Raw genomic sequence first — 20,993 nt, forward strand, 5'->3', positions numbered from 1 at the left:
AGGATCGGGCGGAGAGGATAAACGGGACAGGATGGACATGACCGCGACGACTGACAAGAAACAGCTTCTGCATCTGGTTTTCGGTGGCGAACTTTCGAGCCTCGAAGAGGTTCAGTTCAAGGATCTTGCGGCGCTGGATATCGTCGGCATCTATCCCGATTATGCAACGGCCCTGACGGCCTGGCGCAGCAAGGCACAGCAGACGGTCGACAACGCCCAGATGCGCTATTTCATCGTTCACATGCATCGCCTGCTCGAGCCAGGCCCCAAGTAACGCTGAAGCAAGCCTGATCTGCCAGGTTTCGAAATGCCAAGGTCTGGAACATAGGGTCCGGGACCCCTTTTTGACGCATTTGTGCATGACAGAAATTCGGCGACTGATACGATATCAGAAGGACGACCGGGATTGATGACGGCCATCATGCAGTGGGGGCAAAAGCGATGAGCGGCAGTATGGCTCGCATGGCCCTGGCGGGATACCGCCTGGCCGGCATCGCGCTTTATCCCTTTGCCGGGCCGTACCTCACGTACCGGTCGATGAAGGGCAAGGAAGATTCCTCGCGCCGTCTCGAAAGGCTCGGCTATGCCAGCCTCCCGCGCCCGCGCGGACCGCTGGTCTGGGTTCATGCCGCAAGCGTCGGCGAAACCATGTCGATCATGCCGCTGATCCGCGAACTTCGTCGTCGCGAGATCCATGTCCTGCTGACGACAGGGACCGTTACATCCGCAGCGCTGGTCGATGCCAGGCTCGGCGATGAAGTCATTCATCAGTATGTGCCGTTCGATCTGAAATTCTCCATCAAGCGTTTCGTCTCCTACTGGAAACCGGATGCCTGCATTACGGCCGAGTCCGAAATCTGGCCGACGACGGTGGCCGAGCTGGCACGCCGCCGGATCCCGCAGATCCGCGTCAACGCCCGGCTGTCGGATCGCTCGTTCACGCGCTGGCACAATCACAATACCATCGCCGAAGCGCTGTTCGAAAAGCTGGCGCTCGTTGTGGCCCAGTCCGATCTCGATGCCGAGCGTTTCCGTGATCTCGGCGCCTGGCCGGTCATCGTGTCAGGCAACCTCAAGACCGACACCGACCCGCCGCCATGCGACGAGGAGCTTCTGGCCCGCTACAAGGCCGAAATCGGCGAGCGCAAGACCTGGGCTGCGATCTCCACCTTCGATGGTGAGGAAAAGGCCGCTGCCACCGTGCATCGGGCGCTGAAGCCGAAAAGCAACCTGTTGACCATCCTCGTGCCCCGTCATCCGGATCGCGCAGATGCGATCGAGGACATGCTGAAGGCGGAAGGTCTCACCGTCGCGCGCCGCTCGCGCAACGACACGATCACGCCGGAAACCGATATCTTCCTCGGCGACTCCATCGGTGAAATGGGTCTTTATCTGCGGCTGACCGAAATCTCCTTTGTCGGCAAGTCGTTGACCAACGAGGGCGGCCAGAACCCGCTGGAGCCGGCCATGCTCGGATCTGCGGTTCTGTCCGGCCCGAACATCGACAATTTCCGCGATGCCTACCAGCATCTGGTCAAGAAGGGCGGCGCCCGGATGGTCCGCGATGTCGAGATGCTGGCAAAGGCCGTGCATTACCTGATGATCAACGACCTTGCCCGCCGCAAGATGGTCGAAGCCGGCCATGATGCGATGGACGAAATGCGCGGTGCACTGGCAAAGACCGTCAAGGCGCTCGAACCTTACGTCAATCCGCTCACCGTCAGCGCCAGGCTTCAGCCGAAGACAGCCGCCGCCGGTGCTGCACGCTGATGGCCGGGGCGACAAGCGACGTGGCGGATATGGACTTCTCGCATATCGCCGGCATCCTGTTCGACAAGGACGGCACGCTTTTGCACTATGATGCGAGCTGGGGCCCGGTGAACCGCGAAGCGGCCCGCATCGCGTCGGGCGGCGATGCGGATCTCGAAATGCGCCTCCTGCAAGCCGGCGGCATGGATCCCGTATCCGGCCACACCCGTGCCGATAGCCTGCTTGCGGCCGGCAATGCCGCCGAGATCGCCGCAGGTTTCGTGTCCGCAGGCGCCCCCATGGATGTGGCAGATCTCACCCGTCAGCTCGATGCACTCTTCGTTCGCTCTGCCGAATATTCCGTTCCGGTCACCGATCTCGCCGCCTTCTTCGGCGCGCTGAAGGCACGCGGCCTGAAGCTCGGCATCGCCTCCAGCGACAATGAGGAAGCCATCCGCCAGACGGCGATCCGTTTCGGCTTTATCGATCATGTCGATTTCATCTGCGGCTATGACAGCGGTTTTGGTGTGAAGCCCAAACCCGGCATGTTCCTGAAATTCTGCGAGGTCGTCGGTCTCGAACCGGAACAGGTGGCGATGGTCGGCGACAACAATCACGACATGCATATGGGCGAGGCGGCCGGCGCCGGCATCAAGGTCGCGGTTTTGACCGGGACCGGTTCGCGCCAGACGCTGTCGACTGCCGCCGATCTCTGCCTCGACGATATCTCCGCCTTTGCCGCCCTCCTGCCGGTCTCGGCACCGGCTGCGGCGGGCTGAGCGGTGGTTTCCGAAGCGCCGCCCTTCTGGTGGACCAAGGCCGACTGGCGCGTCTGGGCGCTGTCGCCGGTTTCGTTCGTCTATGGTGCCGTCTCCGGCCGCCGCATGGCGAAGTCGAAGCGGGCGCAGGCGCCCCTGCCGGTCATCTGCGTCGGAAACTTCACCGTCGGCGGTGCCGGCAAGACACCGACGGCGATCACGCTTGCCCGCGCTGCCAAGGAGAAAGGCCTCACGCCCGGTTTCCTCACCCGCGGCTATGGTGGATCGCTCGACGTCACGACAATGGTCGATCGCTCCAAACACAGGGCCGAAGCCGTCGGTGACGAAGCGTTGCTTCTCGAGCGCGAAGCGATGACCGTCATTTCCCGCCGCCGCGTTGATGGTGCAAGGATGCTGGCGGAAAACGGCGTCGATCTCATCATCATGGATGACGGGTTCCAGAGCGCCCGTCTCTCGATCGATTTCGCGCTTGTCGTGATCGATTCCGTCCGCGGCATCGGCAACGGCCATCTCGTGCCGGGCGGTCCCGTGCGGGCACCGCTGGCCGAGCAGATGCGCCAGGCCTCCGCCATCCTCAAGGTCGGCACCGGCGACGCGGCCGACAGGATCGTGCGCCAGGCATCGCGCGCCGGCAAGCAGGTCCACGTCGCGACACTCGATCCAAGCCCCGGCCAGTCGCTGGCGGGCACAAATCTTCTCGCCTTTACCGGGATTGCCGATCCGGAGAAATTCTACCGCACCGTCAACAGCGTCGGCGGGTTGATTTCAGAGCGCCAGTCGTTCCCGGATCATCATTTCTTCACGGCGGATGAAATCGAAAGCCTGCTAGAGGAAGCCGACAGGGACGGGCTCCATCTCGTGACGACGGCCAAGGACGCGGTGCGTCTCGTCGGTCATCACGGTCCGGCCGAAAAACTGCTCAACCGGGTACAGGTGGTGGACGTGGAGATGCGCTTCGACAATCCGAAGGCGCCCGGCCAGATCATCGATGCGGCTTTCGCAAGGTTTCGGGAGCGTCGCCTGAAGAGCGGCGTGAAACCCTGATCAGGGCGCAAACGCGCGTCGGTTGATTGTGCTTAAGCCCGGCTCTGGTTCGGCAGCAGGCCGGCGCGCTTGTCGGCTTCCAGCGAGGACGCGCAATCGGCATAGGCTTCCTGGCGCGCCACGCTCCAGTATTTGAGCTCGTCAACCGGGATCTGAGCACCCGTCATCGCGCAGATCACGTATGAACCGCTGCTGACGATCTGGTAGTCGCCATCCAGGTACCGGATTTTCGCCTCGCGGAAGCTGCCGCCTTCGAACCGGTTCATCTGTCTGCGTCTCCTGCGAAAAAACATCGGATTGCTCGCGCGTTATGCCGTCATTCCCTACACCGCGTCTGGCGCGCCTTCAAGTCCGCCCGAACAGGCGTTCGATGTCGGAGAGCTTGAGTTCGATATAGGTCGGGCGGCCGTGGTTGCAGGTGCCGGAACCCGGCGTCGCCTCCATCTGGCGCAAAAGTGCATTCATCTCGTCGGGCCGAAGCCGGCGCCCTGAGCGCACCGAGCCGTGGCAGGCCATGGTGGCCGCGACATATTCGAGCTTGCCGCGCAGGGCCCCAGCGGTTCCCCATTCAGCCACTTCGTCGGCGAGATCGCGGATCAGCGAGGATGCATCCACTTCGCCCAGCATCGCCGGCGTCTCGCGCACCGCAACCGCGCCGGGACCGAACCGCTCGACCGCCAGCCCCAGCCGGTCGAGTTCCTCCGCATGCAGCATCAGCCGGTCGCACTCCTCTTCCGGCAGATCGACGATCTCCGGAATGAGCAGAACCTGGGACGCCAGCCGCTTGTCGTTCAAAGCCTGACGCAACGCCTCGTAGACCAGCCTTTCATGGGCCGCATGCTGATCGACGATGACCAAGCCGTTTTCCGTCTGGGCGACGATATAGTTCTCGTGCACCTGCGCGCGCGCCGCACCCAGCCGGTGGCGCTGCCTGTCTTCGGAAACGTGCACCGTTTCAGATATGGCATCGTCCGTGCGGGCCGCCGGCATGGTCAAACCGTCGAAATTCTGCTGCGCCCGTTCCCCGAACCCGAACGGTGCCTGCAGCGGCCGCGACGGCGATGCCGCAGGGCTCCAGGGAGCGGGCGTCGGGGGCCGATAGGCGGGGCCGGATGAAAACCCCGGCCTAAACGCCTGCATCATGCCGGATGCGCCGGTCGTGTTCGCCCGGTCGCCCTCGCGGTGCAACGCCTCGCGGATGGCGCCGACGATCAACCCGCGCACCAGGCCCGGATCGCGAAACCGGACGTCGGCCTTGGCCGGGTGTACGTTGACATCCACCAGCGCCGGATCGAGCGTGATCGACAGCACCGCCACCGGATAGCGACCGGACGGCATCCGCTCCGCATAGGCGCCGCGGATGGCCGACAGGATGAGCTTGTCCTGCACCGGCCGTCCGTTGACGAACGCGTATTGATGTCCCGAATTGCCCCGGTGGAATGTCGGCAGGCCGACGAAGCCGGTCAGCCCCACATCCTCGCGCATCGCGTCGATCTCGATCGCATTGTCGCGAAACTCGGGTCCAAGAACCTGCGCCATGCGCGCCAGATGGTCCTCGCCGGTCGCCGGCAGGTCCAGCGTGGTGCGGTCGGAGCCCGACAGAACGAAACGCACATGCGGAAAAGCGATCGCCATCCGCTTGACGATTTCGGTGATCGCACCGGCTTCCGCCCGTTCGGTCTTGAGGAATTTCAGGCGTGCCGGCGTCGCAAAGAAGATGTCACGAACTTCGACCACCGTGCCGGGATTGGCCGGTGCCGGCCGCGCCGCGGTCGTCTTGCCGCCGGTCACCGACACCTGCGAGCCGCTGTCGCTACCTTGGCGCCGGCTGGTGATCGTGAGTTTCGCGACCGACCCGATCGACGGCAGTGCCTCGCCGCGAAAGCCGAGCGTTCTGATATCGTCGAGCGTCGTCGCGATCTTCGAGGTGCAGTGGCGGCGGATCGCGAGGTTGAGATCGGCGGGCTCCATGCCCGATCCATTGTCCGTGACGCGCAGAAGAGACTTGCCACCGCCCGCCGTGGCGATCTCGATGCGCGTCGCACCCGCATCGATGGCGTTTTCGACAAGTTCTTTGACAGCGCTTGCGGGTCGCTCGATGACCTCGCCGGCAGCGATCTGGTTGATGAGCGTTTCGGAAAGCTGCTTGATGAACATGGCGCTATTTTCAAGGATTTCCGGCGGGAAGGAAAGGCTGCCGGATGGTTTGTCCCCTGCAAGCCCTGCAGCAAGCCTATCTTAATTCGGCCTTAACCGAAAACCGATATTCAATCTGAGTTGAACAGGATGAACCCGGGAGAGCGCCAGCTCTCCGCAGAGGAACCGATGTATGGGCCGGCTGGGCACCCGTACACGAGGATCGGCCCTTTGTTCGAGGACTTGAAGCCAGCATGTGTCTTACCCGACTTGATTAATTGAGACGGATTGCACCGCATGGTGCCGGCGATTGGCCGAGTCTGTGAACACACAGGGGGTTTTGTCACATGAATGATTTGGCGTCGGCGGACGCGGACATTCAGACTGCGATGATGGAAGTGATTTCCGAGGCGATCTCGGGTGGGCACTCAGGCGGCCTTGTCGTCTACGACAAGAACGACCTGTTGATCTTTGCCGGTCAACAACTGACCATCCTTCTCGGCATTCCTGACAGCGTCCTTGCACCCGGTACACGGCTGCGCGATCTCCTTGGTGCCATCTATGACGGCGGCCGACGGTTCATGTCCGAGACCGGCGGCACAAAACGATTGCTCAGCCGCGACGACTGGATTTCCGACAATATTGCCACGCTCTGGAAGGAGCGGCACGAGGCGCTGATGCGCCGTGGTGCCGATCGCTGGATCAGTCTTGCCAAACGGCGCCTGCCGTCGGGCTACGGCGTCTGCATCCTCCGGGACGTGTCCGAACAGCGCAAGCGCGAAGAGCAGTGGCGCGCCGACATGGAGCGCGTGCAGTTGACCGAGGATATCCTCGACAACCTGCCGTTCCCGGTCATGGTCAAGGACACCAATCTCGCCTTCGTCGCCGTCAACAAGGCTGCCTGCCGCTTTCACGATCTCCCCGCCGAAGCGCTGCTCGGCTGCACGGGGACCGACATCCATGCTCCGGCCTTGGCCCAGCGGCTCGACGGTATCAACCGCCGGGTGGTGGAAGACGGCGAGGAGATCCAGCTCCCGGAGCGTCTGACGCGTCCGGATGGCTCGCAGATGGTGATCGTCGCCAACAAGTACCGGATCGGCAAACCGGGCCGGTACTATCTTGTCACCGTCATGCAGGACATTTCCCGAATGGTGGAGGTGGAAGAGGACGGGCGTGGCTTTATCCGCCTGTTCGACGACCCCAATCTGTTTTCCGCCAAGCTGCATCGCAAGAGCAAGATGCGGGACGCTTTGCAGGGCGCGGATCCCGATATCGCCGGCAGCCAGATCCTGATCGTCTCGAGCGACCCGCTTTTCACCGGAACCGCGAAGGCGATCCTTTCGGATTTTCAGGTCGAGGCATCCTCGGTCGTTGATGAACACGAACTGGCGCTTTGCCTCGAACTCGTGTCCAACGCCGCGGTCAGGGTCGATCTCATCGTCGCGGATCGCGATCTGGCATCCGCCTGCCGCGCCATCGGCTCAAATTACGACAAACAGGTCGTGGCCTTCGATGCTGCGGCTCTCGAAGAGCATCTCGTTCCCACCCTCAGCCGCGAACTGACCAAGTTGCGTGGACCTGTCGAACAGGACGAAGAAGACAACTGGCAGATCCTGCCCGATGACCCTCAGCCCTGCGTCGATATCCTTGTTGCTGAAGATAACGAGGTGAACCAGATCGTGTTCTCGCAAATCCTCGAAAGCCTCGGGTACCGCTATGCGATTGCGGTCGATGGAGAAGAGGTGGTCAGGATGTGGCACGAGCTTCGTCCCTCGCTGGTGCTGATGGATGTCACTCTGCCGACCCTGAACGGCTTCGAGGCAGCGCGGGCGATCCGCACGCTCGAGGAAGAAGGGCAAGCGTCGACACCGATCGTGGGCGTCCTCGCCCAGGCATTCGACCGCGACCGCGAGGAATGCTTTGCATCGGGAATGGACGACGTGATCCTGAAGCCGATCAGTCCCGATGTGCTGGAAACCCTGTTCGCGAAATTTCTCGTCGTTGCCGGTTCGCAGCAGATGCTGTCTTGAGCATGGATCGGAAGCGCGGACGGCTATCCCGAAACGCTACGGTTCCGCTATGAAATGTTAAGCTTTGTCCCGCATCGTCGCCTATCAAATGTGGTGCAAGCGGATAAACTTATGACGTTGGCGGAAAACCCGTTGCCGCAGCTCCGTCAGCATGAGCTGCAGGCCAAGGCTTATAGCGACCCGCTTACGGGTCTTGGAAACCGACACCGTATGCGCGACAAGGTTCACCTTCTCGCCGCAGAGCGTGCAGCCGATCCCGCCCCGTTTACTGTTTGCATTGCCAATCTCGATGGTTTCAAGCCGATCAACGACCTGTTCGGTATGGAAGCGGGCGACGAGATCCTCTGCCAGGTGGCGCATCGCCTCAAGGCCTGCATTCCGGATGGCGCAACGGTCACTCGTCACGACGGCGACGAGTTTGCCTTCGTGCTGCCGCTCGTCTTCGAGCGCACCGGTGCCGAACGGATCGGCCAGATGATCCGGGATGTTCTTTCCGCACCCTATGATCTGGGGGATCGCAATGTGCGTCTCTCGGCGTCCTTCGGCTTTGCCATCTACCCCTTCGCCGGCGAGCATTTCGAGGAACTGCTGAAGAGCGCTGAAACCGCGCTTTACCGGTCCAAACGCCGCGGTCGCGGCCAGATCACGGTCTATTCCCAGGAAATCGCGCAGGAGATGATGCGCGCGACGCAGCTTGAACAGGCGCTGCGCCATGCGATCATCAGCGATGCCGTGGATGTCCATTTCCAGCCTATCGTGCGCCTGGACGATGGATCGGTCGTCGGGTTCGAGGCACTCGCGAGATGGAACGACAAGGATCTCGGTTTCGTATCGCCTGCCGTCTTCGTGCCGCTTGCCGAAGAGCGCGGTTTCATCGATGCGCTGTCGGAAACCCTGCTGCGCAAGGCAGCCGAGGCAGCGCTGTCCTGGCCGCGGGATCTGTTCCTGTCCTTTAATCTGTCCTCCGCCCAGCTGATGGACCCGACGACCACGGAAAGCATCCTTTCGACGCTCGCCCGCGTCGGGCTCGATCCGCATCGGCTGGAATTCGAGATCACCGAGACTGCTGTGATGACCTCGGCCGATACGGCAGAGCGCATCATCACGGATCTTCGCAAGGCAGGCGCGCGCATCTCGCTCGATGATTTCGGCACCGGTCAGTCCAGTCTCGGACGTCTCCGCGACTTCACCTTCGACAAGGTCAAGATCGATCGCGCCTTCGTCTCCCGCATCACCTCGGACCGTGCCTCTGGACACATCGTCAGGGCGATCATCGCCATGTGCGACGGTCTGGAACTGGAAGTGGTCGCCGAGGGCATCGAGCAGCCGGAAGAAGCGGAAATGCTGCGATCGCTGGGCTGTGCCATGGGGCAGGGCTATTACCACGGCAGACCCGCCGATACGGCCTCGACGCTGCGGTATCTGAGCACCCATCACCGCGACTTCATGACCCCCGAACGGGACTGATCTTCCGCCTCCACCACCGTTGAGGAGAGGGCGCGGAGTGGACAGTCCGCGCCGCGTCTGATGCTCGCACGGGGCTGTCCGCTGCGCGATGATGTGGTTTTGCAAGCCGCATTGCGAGATCACCATGTCCGTTTCAAACGATCCCCTTCTGCAGCCGTTTCAGCTGAAGCATCTCACCCTCAAGAACCGCTTCATGTCGACGGCGCACGAACCGGCCTATTCCGAAGACGGCATGCCGAAGGATCGTTACAGGCTCTACCATCTCGAAAAGGCAAAGGGCGGCATCGCGCTCACCATGACCGCCGGTTCCGCGATCGTCTCGCAGGACAGTCCACCCGCATTCGGCAACCTGCACGCCTATCGCGACGACATCGTGCCGTGGCTGAAGAAGCTCACCGATGACTGTCATGAATACGGCACGGCGGTGATGATCCAGCTCACCCATCTCGGGCGCCGGACCGGATGGAACAAGGGCGCCTGGCTTCCTGTGCTGGCGCCATCTCCCATTCGCGAACCCGCCCACCGCGCCTTCCCGAAGGAGATCGAGGACTGGGATATCGAGCGCATCGTTGCAGACTATGCCGATGCCGCCAGCCGCATGCAGGCGGCGGGTCTCGATGGTATCGAGATCGAAGCCTATGGCCACCTGATCGACCAGTTCTGGTCGCCCGCCACCAACCACCGCGACGATGCGTTCGGCGGATCGCTCGAAAACCGCATGCGGTTTTCGACCATGGTGATCGATGCGGTGCGCAAATCCGTCGGTCCGGATTTCATCGTCGGCATCCGCCTGGTTGCCGACGAGAACTGGGACAAGGGCTTTTCCCGCGAAGAGGGGATCGAGATCTCCCGCCGGCTGGTGGCGTCGGGCAGCATCGACTTCCTGAACGTCATCCGCGGCCATATCGATCACGATGCGGATCTGAACGAGGTGATCCCGATCCAGGGCATGCGATCCTCGCCGCATCTCGACTTTGTCGGCGATGTCAGGAAGGCGATGAAATTCCCGGTCTTTCATGCGGCCCGTATCGCCGATGTTGCAACGGCCCGGCATGCGGTCGCCGAAGGTAAGCTCGACATGGTCGGCATGACCCGTGCCCACATTGCCGATCCGCATATCGCGAACAAGGTAGCAAGTGGCAAGGAGGCGACCATTCGCCCCTGCGTCGGTGCGACCTACTGTCTGGATCGCATCTACGAGGGAGGAGAGGCTCTCTGTATCCACAATGCGGCGACGGGGCGCGAAGCCTTGCTGCCGCATGTGATCGAAAAGGCAGCAGCTGTCCGAAGGGCCGTCGTGATCGGTGCCGGTCCTGCCGGGCTCGAGGCGGCCCGCGTGCTGGCAGAGCGCGGCCACGCAGTCACCGTGCTCGAGGCAACGGGGGAGGCGGGTGGTCAGATCAATCTTCTGGTTCGCAATCCGCGCCGCCGCGAAATGATCGGCATCATCGACTGGCGGCTGGCGGAGCTTGAGCGGTTGGGTGTCGAGATCCGCTACGACGTGTTTGCCGGCGCCGACGATGTCCTCGAACTCGAGCCAGATCTCGTCGTCGTCGCGACCGGCGGCATACCGCAGTCGCCGCAACTTGAGGCGGGCGAAGAGCTTCTGACCTCCAGCTGGGATATTCTCGCCGGATCTGCCAAACCCGCAGGCCCGGTTCTGCTGTTCGATGACAATGGCGGCCATCCGGGTATGAGTGCCGCCGAAGTCATCGCCACATCAGGCGCGGATCTCGAGCTTGTCTCCCCCGAACGCTTCTTCGCACCTGAGATGGGGGGCATGAACCATGTCCCCTACGCACGGATTTTTGCCGAGAAGGGTGTCCGCGTGACGATCAACACGCGGTTGAAGTCGGTGCGGCGTGACGGCAATGCATTGGTGGCAAGCCTCGGATCCGATTACGCAAGGGATGTGGTCGAGGAAAGGCGTGTCGCACAGGTCGTGGTCGAGCATGGCACGGCCGCGAACGCGGATCTCTATTTCGAGCTGAAGCCGCTCTCGCGCAATCTTGGCGCCGTGGATTACGCGATGCTGATTAACAGAAAAGCACCGCTGCTGCCGAAGAACCCTAATGCCGCTTTCGATCTCGTGAGGATCGGCGACGCTGTGGCAAGCCGCAATGTCCATGCAGCAATCTACGATGCGCTGCGATACTGCTCGCTTTTGTAAACCGCGCACGAAAAAGGCGGCATTATCAGTGCCGCCTCTTCCATTCAATCGTCTGTCACGCGGCGTGTAGCCCGTTCCAGGTCCCTAAAAATTAGTTCTTAGGAGCCGTCGACGGCGTTGTGGCGCCATTTTCAGCCGGTGCTGCCGGGGTGCCCGGAGCCGGGTTCATCGTGGACGACGTGGTCGATGTGTCGGATGCTGCCTGCTTGTCGTCCAGTGTCTTGAACTCTGGAGCAGACTTCAGCGCTTCGGCCGTTTCGGTGGTCGACAGACGCACTTCGTTGTTGTTCTGTGCGTCGCGGGTGAGCGTCAGCTTGCTGATCGGAAGGGCTACATCCTTTTCGCCGATGCCGAGGAAGCCGCCGACGCCGACAACTGCTGCAACGAGTCCGCCGTTTTCTTCAAACAGGAGGTCGTTGACGTCACCGATGCTTTCGTTAGCCGAGTTGTAGATCGACTTGCCGATATAATCGTTGGCGCTGACCTGGGTGGTCGCCTGTTCTGTCAGGTAATTGCCGTCTGCAGTGGTAGCCATGCCACCTGCTGGTGCAGCCGGGGTCGTTGTCGTGGTATCGGCCGGTGCCGAAGGTGCTGCCGGTGTCGCCGGAGCAGGCTGTGCCGTCTGGGCAAAAGCCGGTGCAAGTGTGGTGGACGCCATGAGAACGGCTGCTGCGGCGATCGTGCTGAGAGTCTTTTTCATCGTGTTCCTACCTTTTCCATCTAATTCGTCGTGAAGGACGGCTTCTCGGATTGAAGGGCCGTCTCGACCAAGAAGGACGCGTTCGTTCTGCTTGGCTTCGGTAGGGAAATGGCCGAAACGCCGGTTTGGTTCCGCATTTCCATGCCGTTTTATTAGGCAGAAACTGCGGAACATTTCAGCACTTGGCGGGTTGGGGGCCTCATCAGCGAAAATATAGATTCTTAAAGTCAGGCCGAATATCGGGGTTCCCGACCAAGCGTGACTGGAACGGCGAGTTCGAACAACGCTCCCGCCAGCGGATCGGAGGTTCGGGCGTCCTGGTCCATTCCCTCCCAGGCTGATGTGACAGCCAAGCGCCCATTTCCGATCACGACTGGGCAGGTCGTTCTCTTGGCGGGCACTTCGAAACGCGCGAGAAGGACACCGTCCAGACCATAATGGTCGACCGCACCTTCACCCCAGCGGGCGTTCCAGATCGTGCCGTCCTGATCGCAGATCGCGCCATCCATTCCACCGGGGCTGCCGCTGCCATCGATGAAGAGGGTGGGTTTTGACGTCGGGAGTCCGGTCAATGGATCAAGGTCGACACGCATGAGGTGGTTGATGCGCGTGTCGACATAATAGCCGGTGCTTCCGTCCGGCGAAAAGCAGATCGCATTCGGAATGCTCATCTTGTCAAACAGCGTCGTGACCTTGCCGCCCACGACATGATAGATCGCACCCGCGCCCTCCGCAGCGGTGCGCCCCATCGTGCCGATCCACAGCGCACCGGAAGGGTGCAGCCGGCCGTCGTTGGAGCGGTTGTCCGGCTTGTCCTTCTCGAGGTCGCAGTGCAGGGTCAGTTCGCCGGTAGCGCGATCCCGTATGAAGAGCCCTTGATCGGAGGCGATCAGCTGCCGCTCGGCGTCGACCGGCACGAGAACGCTTCCCATTATGGGGAGGATCTGCACAGATTCTTTGCCGGTGTTGATGTCGAGCGAGCGAAGCTGCTTTTCGAGAATGCTGAACCACCAGATCGTCCCGGTGTCCGCATCAAAGCTGGCTCCTTCGCCAAGTTCACAAGGCGTCGAGGACAATACGCTACCCTGGAACGGGTGAGAGACAAAATCGGCTGTGGTCACGGGCATCCTCCGCAGAAGCTTCTGTTCGTTGCAGAATTAACGCGAACCGGCGCGATGGCTAGCCGCGTCATCAGATTTTCCCTGACAAATTCCTGAAACCATGCGACAAGATTCGCAAATGCGAGAACCTATCACCATCACGTGGTGACGTTTGCGTGCGTAAGGTCTGGCCGGAGCAAGAAGCAGTATATGTCTAAGACCGAAAAAGCCGAAGAGATGTCCTTTCTCGACGGCAGTGTCGCCGAAATCGCCACCCTGCAGACCCAGTTTGATGTCATCCGGTTCCTGAAGCGAGTGACGCAGTATTATAACTGTCGCACCTTCATGGTTCTCAACCTTCCGTCGATCACGTCGCGCGAACTGTCCGAAAATACCGTCGTTACCAATTGGCCGGCAGAGCTGATGTCGCAGTTCGACAAAAGCGGTCTGATGCAGACCAGCTCCGGCCTTGCACATCTGCGCAAGTTCACGACGCCCTTCGTCTTCGATCTCTCGAGCGATCGCGGCGTGATCAATTCGAGCGACGAGGTCACGCAGATCTTTTCCGGGTTCGGCATCCAGCGCGGCGCCTGTTTCCCCGTCCATGACCGGCTCGGCAATCGCGGCGCCGTTTGCTTCGGCGGTACGGGCAAGACATTTGACCAGCAGCAGATGATGGAACTGCATTATCTCTCGGTTCACGTCTATGAACAGCTGGCGCAGATCCGCAGCCTCGACGTCAAGACCAACGATGTCCTGACCGAACGCGAAGTCGATTGCCTGAACTGGACGGCTGCGGGTAAGACCAGCGCGGAAATTGCCGAAATCCTTGGACTCTCCGAGCACACCGTAAACCATTATCTCAACCGCACGGCCCGCAAGCTCGACACCGTCAACCGCACCCAGGCGGTTGCCAAGGCGTTGAGATCCGGCATCATCAAGTAACGATGCCGGCGATCATTATTTGATCAACGCCTCTGTTTTCTACGCGGTCAATTGATCGTTCACTGGGCAAATTCCCAACGCTCTCCAGTTGCCTGTCCCTAACACCCTGTTTCGACTACGTAAACATCCGCATTACGGTCTGGCATGGTTCGTGCTTGTTTACAGGCAGGTCCAGAGGGGGCTGAAAGCGTCCCAAGAGGCGCGATAAAAACAAGCCGCTATTCGGGGCGCCGTCTGGCTGCCATCCGGGTAGCGGCTTTCTTTTTTCTGACGTGGGGCGTTTCAACGAAGCGTCTTGCTCGAGACCGGTGACACTTCCTATATAAGCCTTGGATCCGGCGCGGGCAGTTTGTGTCGAGATCGCTATCAGGAGCAGGCAATGTCCGACGTCACCAAGGAACAGGTTCTGGCGGTTCTCGCGAAGGTTCGTGGACCCGACCTCGAGGGTGATATCGTCTCTCGCGGAATGGTCTCCGATGTCTTTATCTCCGACAAGAAGGTCTATTTCTCGATTACCGTGCCGGCCGATCGCGCAACCGAACTCGAGCCGCTGCGCATGGCCGCCGAACGGACGGTCGCCGCGATGCAGGGCGTCAACGGCGCGCTGGTTACGCTGACGGCCGATCGCAGAGCTGGAACGGCACCTGCCAAGACGGCACCTCCGCCAAAGCCGCAAGCGCCTGCCGCCGGTCACGCGCATCCGCACCCCCCCGCCACACCCGGGCCGAGACAGCCCGCACCGAAAGCCGGCGTTCCGGGCGTGGGTGCCATCATCGCGGTAGCGTCCGGCAAGGGCGGCGTCGGCAAGTCGACGACAGCAGTCAATCTGGCGCTGGGTTTCCAGGCCAACGGTCTCAAGGTCGGCATTCTCGATGCTGACATCTACGGCCCGTCCATCCCGCGTCTCCTCAACATCTCCGGCAAGCCGCAGCAGCTTGAAGACCGGAAGATCGCCCCGATGCAGAACTATGGTCTGAAGGCGATGTCGATCGGCTTTCTGGTCGAGGAGGGCACCGCGATGATCTGGCGCGGCCCGATGATCCAGTCGGCACTGCTGCAGATGCTGCGCGAAGTCGGCTGGGGCGAGCTCGATATTCTCGTGATCGACATGCCGCCTGGAACTGGCGACGTGCAGCTCACGCTCGCCCAGCAGGTGCCACTCGCCGGTGCCGTGATCGTCTCGACCCCGCAGGATCTCGCCCTGATCGACGCCCGCAAGGCCATCGCCATGTTCGGCAAGGTCGAGATACCAATCCTCGGCATCATCGAGAACATGAGCTACTTCCTCGCTCCCGATACGGGCACCCGCTACGACATCTTCGGCCATGGTGGCGCAAAGTCGGAAGCCGAGCGCATCGGCGTTCCCTTCCTCGGCGAAATCCCTTTGACGATGGACATCCGCGAACGCTCCGACGCGGGCACGCCGGTCGTCGTTTCCGACCCGGACAGTGCATCCGCCGCCGTTTATCGGGAGATCGCATCCAAGGCCTGGGCAGAGATTAAGGGCAAGCCGCTGCGCAATGCGCCTGCCATCGTTTTCGAATAGAACCTATTCGAGTTTGGACGGTCTCCCGGGCAGGAATACACGGTCAGTGGCGGTCAATACTCTGAAATCGCCTCTCTTTTCGTTTCGAAATTGTTAAACATCGCCGCTAGACGTCTGCGGCGATAGTGAAAGCATGCAGTTGCAGCCCTTGCCTTGTGCAATTGCTGTCTTTATAGGCGCCTCCCGCCGGAGGGCGCTTCCTTGCTCTTCGCGGGCGGAGCGAAGTATCCGCATTTTTCCGTTGAAAGGCTGGCTCGAACGCCAGATGCCGAATGGGCCACCCAGCAGAACACAGTGCCGCCGAGAAAACCAAAGGACATGGGCTGTTCGCGCTTGCGCTCGGCTCTGTCGGTGTCGTCTATGGCGATATCGGCACGAGCCCGCTCTATGCCTTTCGCGAGGCGTTGAAGCCCGTCGCCCATGACGGCGTCACGCAGATGGAAATCATCAGCCTCATCTCGCTGATGATCTGGACGCTGACCATCATTGTCACCTTCAAATACGTTCTCTTCCTGCTGCGCGCCGATAACGATGGAGAGGGTGGCACGCTGTCGCTTCTGGCGCTCATGACCAAAGGAGCGTGCGGCCATCGGGCTGTCCTGATGCTGCTCGGGCTGATCGGCGCCGCGCTGTTTCTAGGCGATGCGATGATCACGCCGGCGCTGTCGGTCCTGTCTGCGGTGGAAGGCCTGAAATACGTATCACCGCATTTCGAAAGCGCCGTTCTGCCGATTTCGATTGCCATCCTGGTTGCGCTGTTTGCCATCCAGTCGAAGGGCACCGGCATGGTGGCGAAGTTCTTCGGACCGATCACCGCCGTCTGGTTTCTCGTGATGGGCGGCATCGGCCTGGTGCATATTTTCGACGACCTTAGTATTCTTGCCGCCTTCAATCCATTGCATGCCTTCCAGTTCATGAGCGAAGAAGGCTTTGCCGGCGTCGTCGTTCTCGGCGCCGTCTTCCTGACGGTGACAGGTGCGGAAGCGCTTTATGCAGATCTCGGCCATTTCGGTCGCCGTCCCATCCAGTGGGCTTGGTTCGTCTTGGTCTTTCCGGCGCTGACGCTGAATTATCTCGGTCAGGGCGCCATGGTGCTGAGCCATCCCGAAGCGATGAGCGATCCGTTCTATTTGATGTTCCCGCAATGGGCGCTCGTTCCGGTCATCATTCTCGCCACCTGCGCCACCATCATCGCAAGCCAGGCTGTCATTACCGGCGCCTTCTCGCTGGTGCGCCAGGCGATCCATCTCGGCTATCTGCCGCGCATGCAGATCCTGTTCACCTCGGAAACCAATACCGGCCAGATCTTTCTGCCGGGCGTCAACACGCTGCTTCTGGTCGGCGTCATCGCGCTGGTTCTTGGTTTCGAGAGCTCCGATGCTCTGGCCACCGCCTACGGAATCTCGGTGACCGGCGCCATGGTGGTGACGACGCTGATGGCGTTCGAGTTCGTTCGGCTGAGATGGCGCTGGCCGCGTGTGCTGGCAACCCTTGTGCTCGCGCCGCTTCTGCTGCTCGAATTCGTTTTCCTGGGCGCCAATCTTTTGAAGATTCATGATGGCGGCTGGGTGCCGGTCATGATGGCGATCGGCTTTACCGTCGTCATGTGGACCTGGAAGCGGGGTGCTGCGATCCTGTTTGAAAAGACCCGCCGCATCGATGTGCCGCTGCAGACCTTTATTCCCATGGTGGAAAAGAAAAGCGATCATGCTCCGGTGTCCGTGCCAGGCGTCGCCATCTTCCTGACCGGTGATCCGCAGACAGCACCGGCGGCCTTGCTGCACAACATCAAGCACAATCACGTCCTGCATGCGAAGAACGTCATCCTGACCATCATCACGGTCAACAAGCCGCGCGTATCGATCGAGGATCGCTACCGGGTCGAGAAGCTGTCGGATCGGTTCACGGTCATCGAACTGCGCTTCGGATTCATGCAATCGCACAATGTCTCGCAGTCGCTTGCCTATCTGAGAAAGACCGGCTTCAAGTTCGATATCATGTCGACGTCGTTCTATCTCGGCCGACGCAAGCTGGTACCGGACGCAGCCTCCGGCATGCCCATGTGGCAGGACCGGCTGTTTATCGCGCTCGCCAATGCCGCAACCGATCCGTCCGACTATTTCCACCTGCCGGCCAACCGCGTCGTCGAACTGGGTTCGCACGTCATCATCTGACGGAAAGGGTGACGGAGAGGTCGCCCAAAACCCGCGTGGCATTTCGGACACGAGCCTCTGACGTTTAAGTGAAAATGCCCAAATCCCAGCGTTACAACGGATTCTGTCTATAAGCGTTAACTGCTCATCAAGGTTAATGATTGATGTTTGACCCATCGATCAGTCATTGAGGTCCCTGGTTGACCTGCCTTGTGGAGTAGCCGGTTTTGCGTTCGAAGACCGTACAGCGTCGAAAGTCCTCTAAAGTGGCCATGCCGGCGGCTCGGACGAAGTCTCTTTTGCACCGCGCCCTGTCGCGCCGCGATATCTGGCTGGCGCCTGGCGTCCTTGGACTTGCTGCCTGGCTGGTGTTTCCAGCCGTTCCCGCACAAGGCGATCTCACCGATCTCCTCTCCGGCATCGACCGCGGCCGCGACCAGTGGCGCATGGTCATGACCAACTCGCCGGCCGGCTCCCTTCATAACGCATCGCTTGCCTTTCCGGGTGGCGGTTCCGTGCTCGGCGGCGATGCCGGCATGACGCTGCCCGACGGTCGCCGCGTGGCATTCACCGGTAACGAGAAGTCAGGTGAGGACACGCCGGACGAAGACCGCGTCAACCGCGCGGAAAAGAAGAGCCGGATCGTAGCCGTCGAACAGATGCAGCCGCCGAAGGCCTTTTCGGCCGGGTCGATCCTCGAGCGTTCCAGCTCGCTGACCACGCCTGTGGATGCCAGCGATGAAATGACCGCCTTCGTCAAAGCCGAAGCCGACGACCAGCCGGTCGAGCTCGCCGAATTCTATTTCCGCAAGGACGAGGTCAAGGAGCCCGGTCTTCCTTCGATGCTCGCCGATCTCATCACCAACGAAAAGGCCGATGTGCTGGCAACCGCCTATGCACCGGCCAAGCCCGACTTCTCACGCAAGTCACCCTTCGATGCGATCCTCGGCGCAAAGCCCGAAACCGGCCGCTTCATTCCGCCGATCGGCCCGGAAGACCACGCCTGGGCAGCAACGGCGCTGCCGGAAGAATCGTTTTCGCCCAAGCAGCAGCAATGCCTGGCCGCCGGAATCTATTTTGAAGCGCGCGGAGAAGAAGTGCGTGGCCAGGCCGCGGTCGCACAGGTTATTCTCAACCGCGTCCGCAATCCGCACTATCCGAAAAGCATCTGCGACGTCGTCTATCAGAACGAAGACTGGCGCAACCGCTGCCAGTTCTCCTTCGCCTGCGACAACATTCCAGACCGAATCCGCGCGCCGGATCATTTCGAAACAGCCCAGGAAGTTGCGATGGCGGTGACCGCCGGCAAGATCTGGTTGCCGGAAGTCGGCTCGGCCACTCACTACCACGCGGTCTATGTCCGTCCGAACTGGGCAAAGACCATGAAAAAGGTCGGACGCATCGGTCTGCACGTGTTTTACCGTACCTATGGTGGTGGTTGGAGCTGATAAACCCGGCCGATCTGTGAATATTCCCGCGAAGGTTTTGCCATGTTGCCGGGAATTCAGCGATAACCGCTTGAAATCGAAGCGTTAATTTCCCCCGAATCAAGGACCGGCACCGCCTTGACTATAAGTCCTCTCAAAACTATGTTGCGCGCGACTTAGAAGCGGGCCGGAAGGCGCGAAACCCCGCTGGCTGCTGTTGCGGTTGGTCCGCTCCGAACAAGGGCGGATGGGAGGACGTGAGGATGGACAACCGCGAGGATGGTCTGGAAGAACGCCGAAAGCGTCTGTCCGCACAATTGGCGGATCGGAAGGCTGGTGACGCGGTAGAGGCGAAGCGGGAAGCGCAATCTGAAGAAAGTCGAAAGGGCATGGCCCTCGGCTTCAAGATTTCCTCCGAATTCATCTCGGCTGTCGCAGTGGGCGCCATTCTGGGCTATGGACTGGATTACTATGCCGGCACGTCGCCGTGGGGGATGATCATTCTTCTCCTTCTTGGTTTCTGCGCCGGTGTTCTGAACGTGCTTCGATCCGTGGGCAAGGTGGCCGAGCCGCCGCCCTTGCGGAAAAAAGGCAGCGGGGACGGGGCAGGGCACTAACAGGCTCGGTTTCGCAACACGAATTGAGCCGCCGGCATGGCGGCATATGAAAGAGGGTAAGCGGTGGCAAACGATCCGATCCATCAGTTCCAGATCAGCAAGATCGTCCCGATCGAGATCGGCGGTATCGACCTATCCTTTACCAATGCATCGCTGTTCATGACTGCTACGGTCGCCTGCGCAGCCGGCTTCCTGTATTTCGCATCGTCCGCCCGCAGCCTGATCCCGGGCCGCGCGCAGTCGGTCGCCGAAATGTCCTACCAGTTCATTGCCAACATGCTGCGCGAAGGCGCCGGCAGCCATGGCATGAAGTTCTTCCCGCTGGTCTTCTCGCTGTTCATGTTCGTCTTGACCGCGAACCTGCTCGGGATGTTCCCGTACTTCTTTACCGTCACCAGCCAGATCATCGTCACCTTCGCACTGGCTCTGCTGGTGGTTGGCACGGTCATCGTCTACGGCTTCTACAAGCACGGCCTCGGCTTCCTTCAGCTGTTCGTGCCAAGCGGTGTACCCGGCGCTCTTCTGCCGCTGGTCGTCGTCATCGAAGTCATCTCCTTCCTGTCCCGGCCGATTTCGCTCTCCGTTCGTCTTTTCGCGAACATGCTGGCCGGCCACATCACGCTGAAAGTGTTCGCGGGCTTTGTCAGCTCGCTTGGAGCACTCGGCGCACTCGGCATCGGCGGCGCTATCCTGCCGCTCGCCATGACGGTCGCCCTGACCGGTCTCGAATTCCTCGTTGCCTTCCTCCAGGCCTATGTCTTCGCGGTACTCACATGCATGTACCTGAACGACGCGGTCCATCCCGGCGGGCACTAAGAATAACTACCAAATTGGCGTCCTGAGGCGTCAGTCATCAGCCGCAAACCCATTCAAGGAGTTCATCATGGAAGCGGAAGCAGCAAAGTTCATCGGCGCAGGTCTGGCTTGCTTTGGCATGGCCGGCACGGCCCTCGGCCTCGGCAACATCTTCGGCAGCTACCTGTCGGGCGCCCTGCGCAACCCGTCTGCCGCTGACAGCCAGTTCGGCCGTCTGGTATTCGGTTTCGCCGTTACGGAAGCTCTGGGCATCTTTTCGCTGCTCGTAGCTCTCCTTCTCCTGTTCGTGGTCTAATACCGGACCTGGACTTCGG

The 20,993-nt window shown here is 61.0% G+C and carries 18 protein-coding genes; 14 read left to right on the top strand and 4 right to left on the bottom strand.

Features of this window, described 5'->3' with window-relative positions:
* Nucleotides 1-37: 37 nt before the first annotated feature.
* The 4 genes from J3A65_RS21450 to lpxK all read left to right on the top strand — a co-directional run bounded on the left by J3A65_RS21450 (nt 38) and on the right by lpxK (nt 3,572).
* Nucleotides 38-274 (top strand): DUF4170 domain-containing protein, encoded by a 237-nt coding sequence (locus tag J3A65_RS21450; RefSeq protein ID WP_062454846.1) that lies wholly within the window; start codon nt 38-40, stop codon nt 272-274.
* Between the two features lie 167 nt (nt 275-441).
* Nucleotides 442-1,770 (top strand): lipid IV(A) 3-deoxy-D-manno-octulosonic acid transferase, encoded by a 1,329-nt coding sequence (gene waaA, locus J3A65_RS21455; RefSeq protein WP_174195708.1) that lies wholly within the window; start codon nt 442-444, stop codon nt 1,768-1,770.
* Nucleotides 1,770-2,528, top strand: a complete 759-nt coding sequence (locus J3A65_RS21460; protein WP_244476070.1) for an HAD family hydrolase — start codon at nt 1,770-1,772, stop codon at nt 2,526-2,528. Before waaA ends, J3A65_RS21460 begins: the two co-directional genes overlap by 1 nt.
* A gap of 3 nt (nt 2,529-2,531) precedes the next feature.
* On the top strand, nt 2,532-3,572 hold the full coding sequence (lpxK, locus tag J3A65_RS21465) for a tetraacyldisaccharide 4'-kinase (RefSeq protein WP_209903301.1): 1,041 nt from the start codon (nt 2,532-2,534) through the stop codon (nt 3,570-3,572).
* A gap of 32 nt (nt 3,573-3,604) precedes the next feature.
* Here lpxK and J3A65_RS21470 read toward each other — a convergent pair whose 3' ends face one another.
* Together J3A65_RS21470 and mutL are read right to left on the bottom strand one after the other, a co-directional pair.
* Nucleotides 3,605-3,838: a DUF2093 domain-containing protein gene (locus tag J3A65_RS21470; protein ID WP_062579337.1), complete on the bottom strand. Its 234-nt coding sequence runs from the start codon at nt 3,836-3,838 to the stop codon at nt 3,605-3,607.
* A 79-nt stretch (nt 3,839-3,917) separates the two neighbouring features.
* Nucleotides 3,918-5,729, bottom strand: coding sequence for a DNA mismatch repair endonuclease MutL (gene mutL / locus J3A65_RS21475; RefSeq protein ID WP_209903303.1), 1,812 nt, complete (start codon nt 5,727-5,729; stop codon nt 3,918-3,920).
* Between the two features lie 326 nt (nt 5,730-6,055).
* Here mutL and J3A65_RS21480 point away from each other — a divergent pair, with 326 nt between their 5' ends.
* The 3 genes from J3A65_RS21480 (at nt 6,056) to J3A65_RS21490 (ending at nt 11,375) form a co-directional block, all read left to right on the top strand.
* Nucleotides 6,056-7,738, top strand: coding sequence for a response regulator (locus tag J3A65_RS21480; protein ID WP_209903306.1), 1,683 nt, complete (start codon nt 6,056-6,058; stop codon nt 7,736-7,738).
* Nucleotides 7,739-7,849: 111 nt separating this feature from the next.
* Complete coding sequence (locus tag J3A65_RS21485; RefSeq protein ID WP_062579341.1) at nt 7,850-9,205, top strand: EAL domain-containing protein; 1,356 nt, start codon at nt 7,850-7,852, stop codon at nt 9,203-9,205.
* Nucleotides 9,206-9,329: 124 nt separating this feature from the next.
* Nucleotides 9,330-11,375, top strand: a complete 2,046-nt coding sequence (locus J3A65_RS21490; protein ID WP_209903308.1) for an NADH:flavin oxidoreductase — start codon at nt 9,330-9,332, stop codon at nt 11,373-11,375.
* Nucleotides 11,376-11,466: 91 nt separating this feature from the next.
* On the opposite strand, the gene J3A65_RS21495 is transcribed toward J3A65_RS21490, so the two are convergent.
* Together J3A65_RS21495 and J3A65_RS21500 are read right to left on the bottom strand one after the other, a co-directional pair.
* The gene (locus J3A65_RS21495; protein ID WP_062453695.1) at nt 11,467-12,075 is read right to left on the bottom strand and encodes a PRC-barrel domain-containing protein; all 609 of its coding nucleotides are present in this window, start codon (nt 12,073-12,075) and stop codon (nt 11,467-11,469) included.
* Between the two features lie 227 nt (nt 12,076-12,302).
* On the bottom strand, nt 12,303-13,196 hold the full coding sequence (locus J3A65_RS21500) for an SMP-30/gluconolactonase/LRE family protein (protein WP_343060891.1): 894 nt from the start codon (nt 13,194-13,196) through the stop codon (nt 12,303-12,305).
* Nucleotides 13,197-13,385: 189 nt separating this feature from the next.
* Here J3A65_RS21500 and J3A65_RS21505 point away from each other — a divergent pair, with 189 nt between their 5' ends.
* The 7 genes from J3A65_RS21505 to J3A65_RS21535 all read left to right on the top strand — a co-directional run bounded on the left by J3A65_RS21505 (nt 13,386) and on the right by J3A65_RS21535 (nt 20,974).
* Nucleotides 13,386-14,120, top strand: coding sequence for a LuxR family transcriptional regulator (locus tag J3A65_RS21505; protein ID WP_062453693.1), 735 nt, complete (start codon nt 13,386-13,388; stop codon nt 14,118-14,120).
* Nucleotides 14,121-14,499: 379 nt separating this feature from the next.
* A complete protein-coding gene (locus J3A65_RS21510) occupies nt 14,500-15,666 on the top strand; it encodes an Mrp/NBP35 family ATP-binding protein (RefSeq protein WP_209903310.1) in 1,167 nt (388 codons plus the stop codon).
* Nucleotides 15,667-15,938: 272 nt separating this feature from the next.
* Entirely contained in the window at nt 15,939-17,840 is a 1,902-nt protein-coding gene (locus J3A65_RS21515; protein ID WP_174195716.1) for a potassium transporter Kup, read from the top strand.
* 251 nt (nt 17,841-18,091) lie between these two features.
* Nucleotides 18,092-19,267, top strand: a complete 1,176-nt coding sequence (locus tag J3A65_RS21520; protein ID WP_209903671.1) for a cell wall hydrolase — start codon at nt 18,092-18,094, stop codon at nt 19,265-19,267.
* Nucleotides 19,268-19,509: 242 nt separating this feature from the next.
* A complete protein-coding gene (locus tag J3A65_RS21525) occupies nt 19,510-19,863 on the top strand; it encodes an AtpZ/AtpI family protein (protein ID WP_062579350.1) in 354 nt (117 codons plus the stop codon).
* A 63-nt stretch (nt 19,864-19,926) separates the two neighbouring features.
* Nucleotides 19,927-20,679, top strand: a complete 753-nt coding sequence (locus J3A65_RS21530) for a F0F1 ATP synthase subunit A (RefSeq protein ID WP_062453688.1) — start codon at nt 19,927-19,929, stop codon at nt 20,677-20,679.
* A 67-nt stretch (nt 20,680-20,746) separates the two neighbouring features.
* On the top strand, nt 20,747-20,974 hold the full coding sequence (locus J3A65_RS21535; protein WP_037087706.1) for a F0F1 ATP synthase subunit C: 228 nt from the start codon (nt 20,747-20,749) through the stop codon (nt 20,972-20,974).
* The last annotated feature ends 19 nt before the right edge of the window (nt 20,975-20,993 follow it).

The sequence above is a fragment of the Rhizobium sp. PvP014 genome (assembly GCF_017876855.1).
GTDB classification, from domain to species: Bacteria; Pseudomonadota; Alphaproteobacteria; order Rhizobiales; family Rhizobiaceae; genus Neorhizobium; species Neorhizobium soli.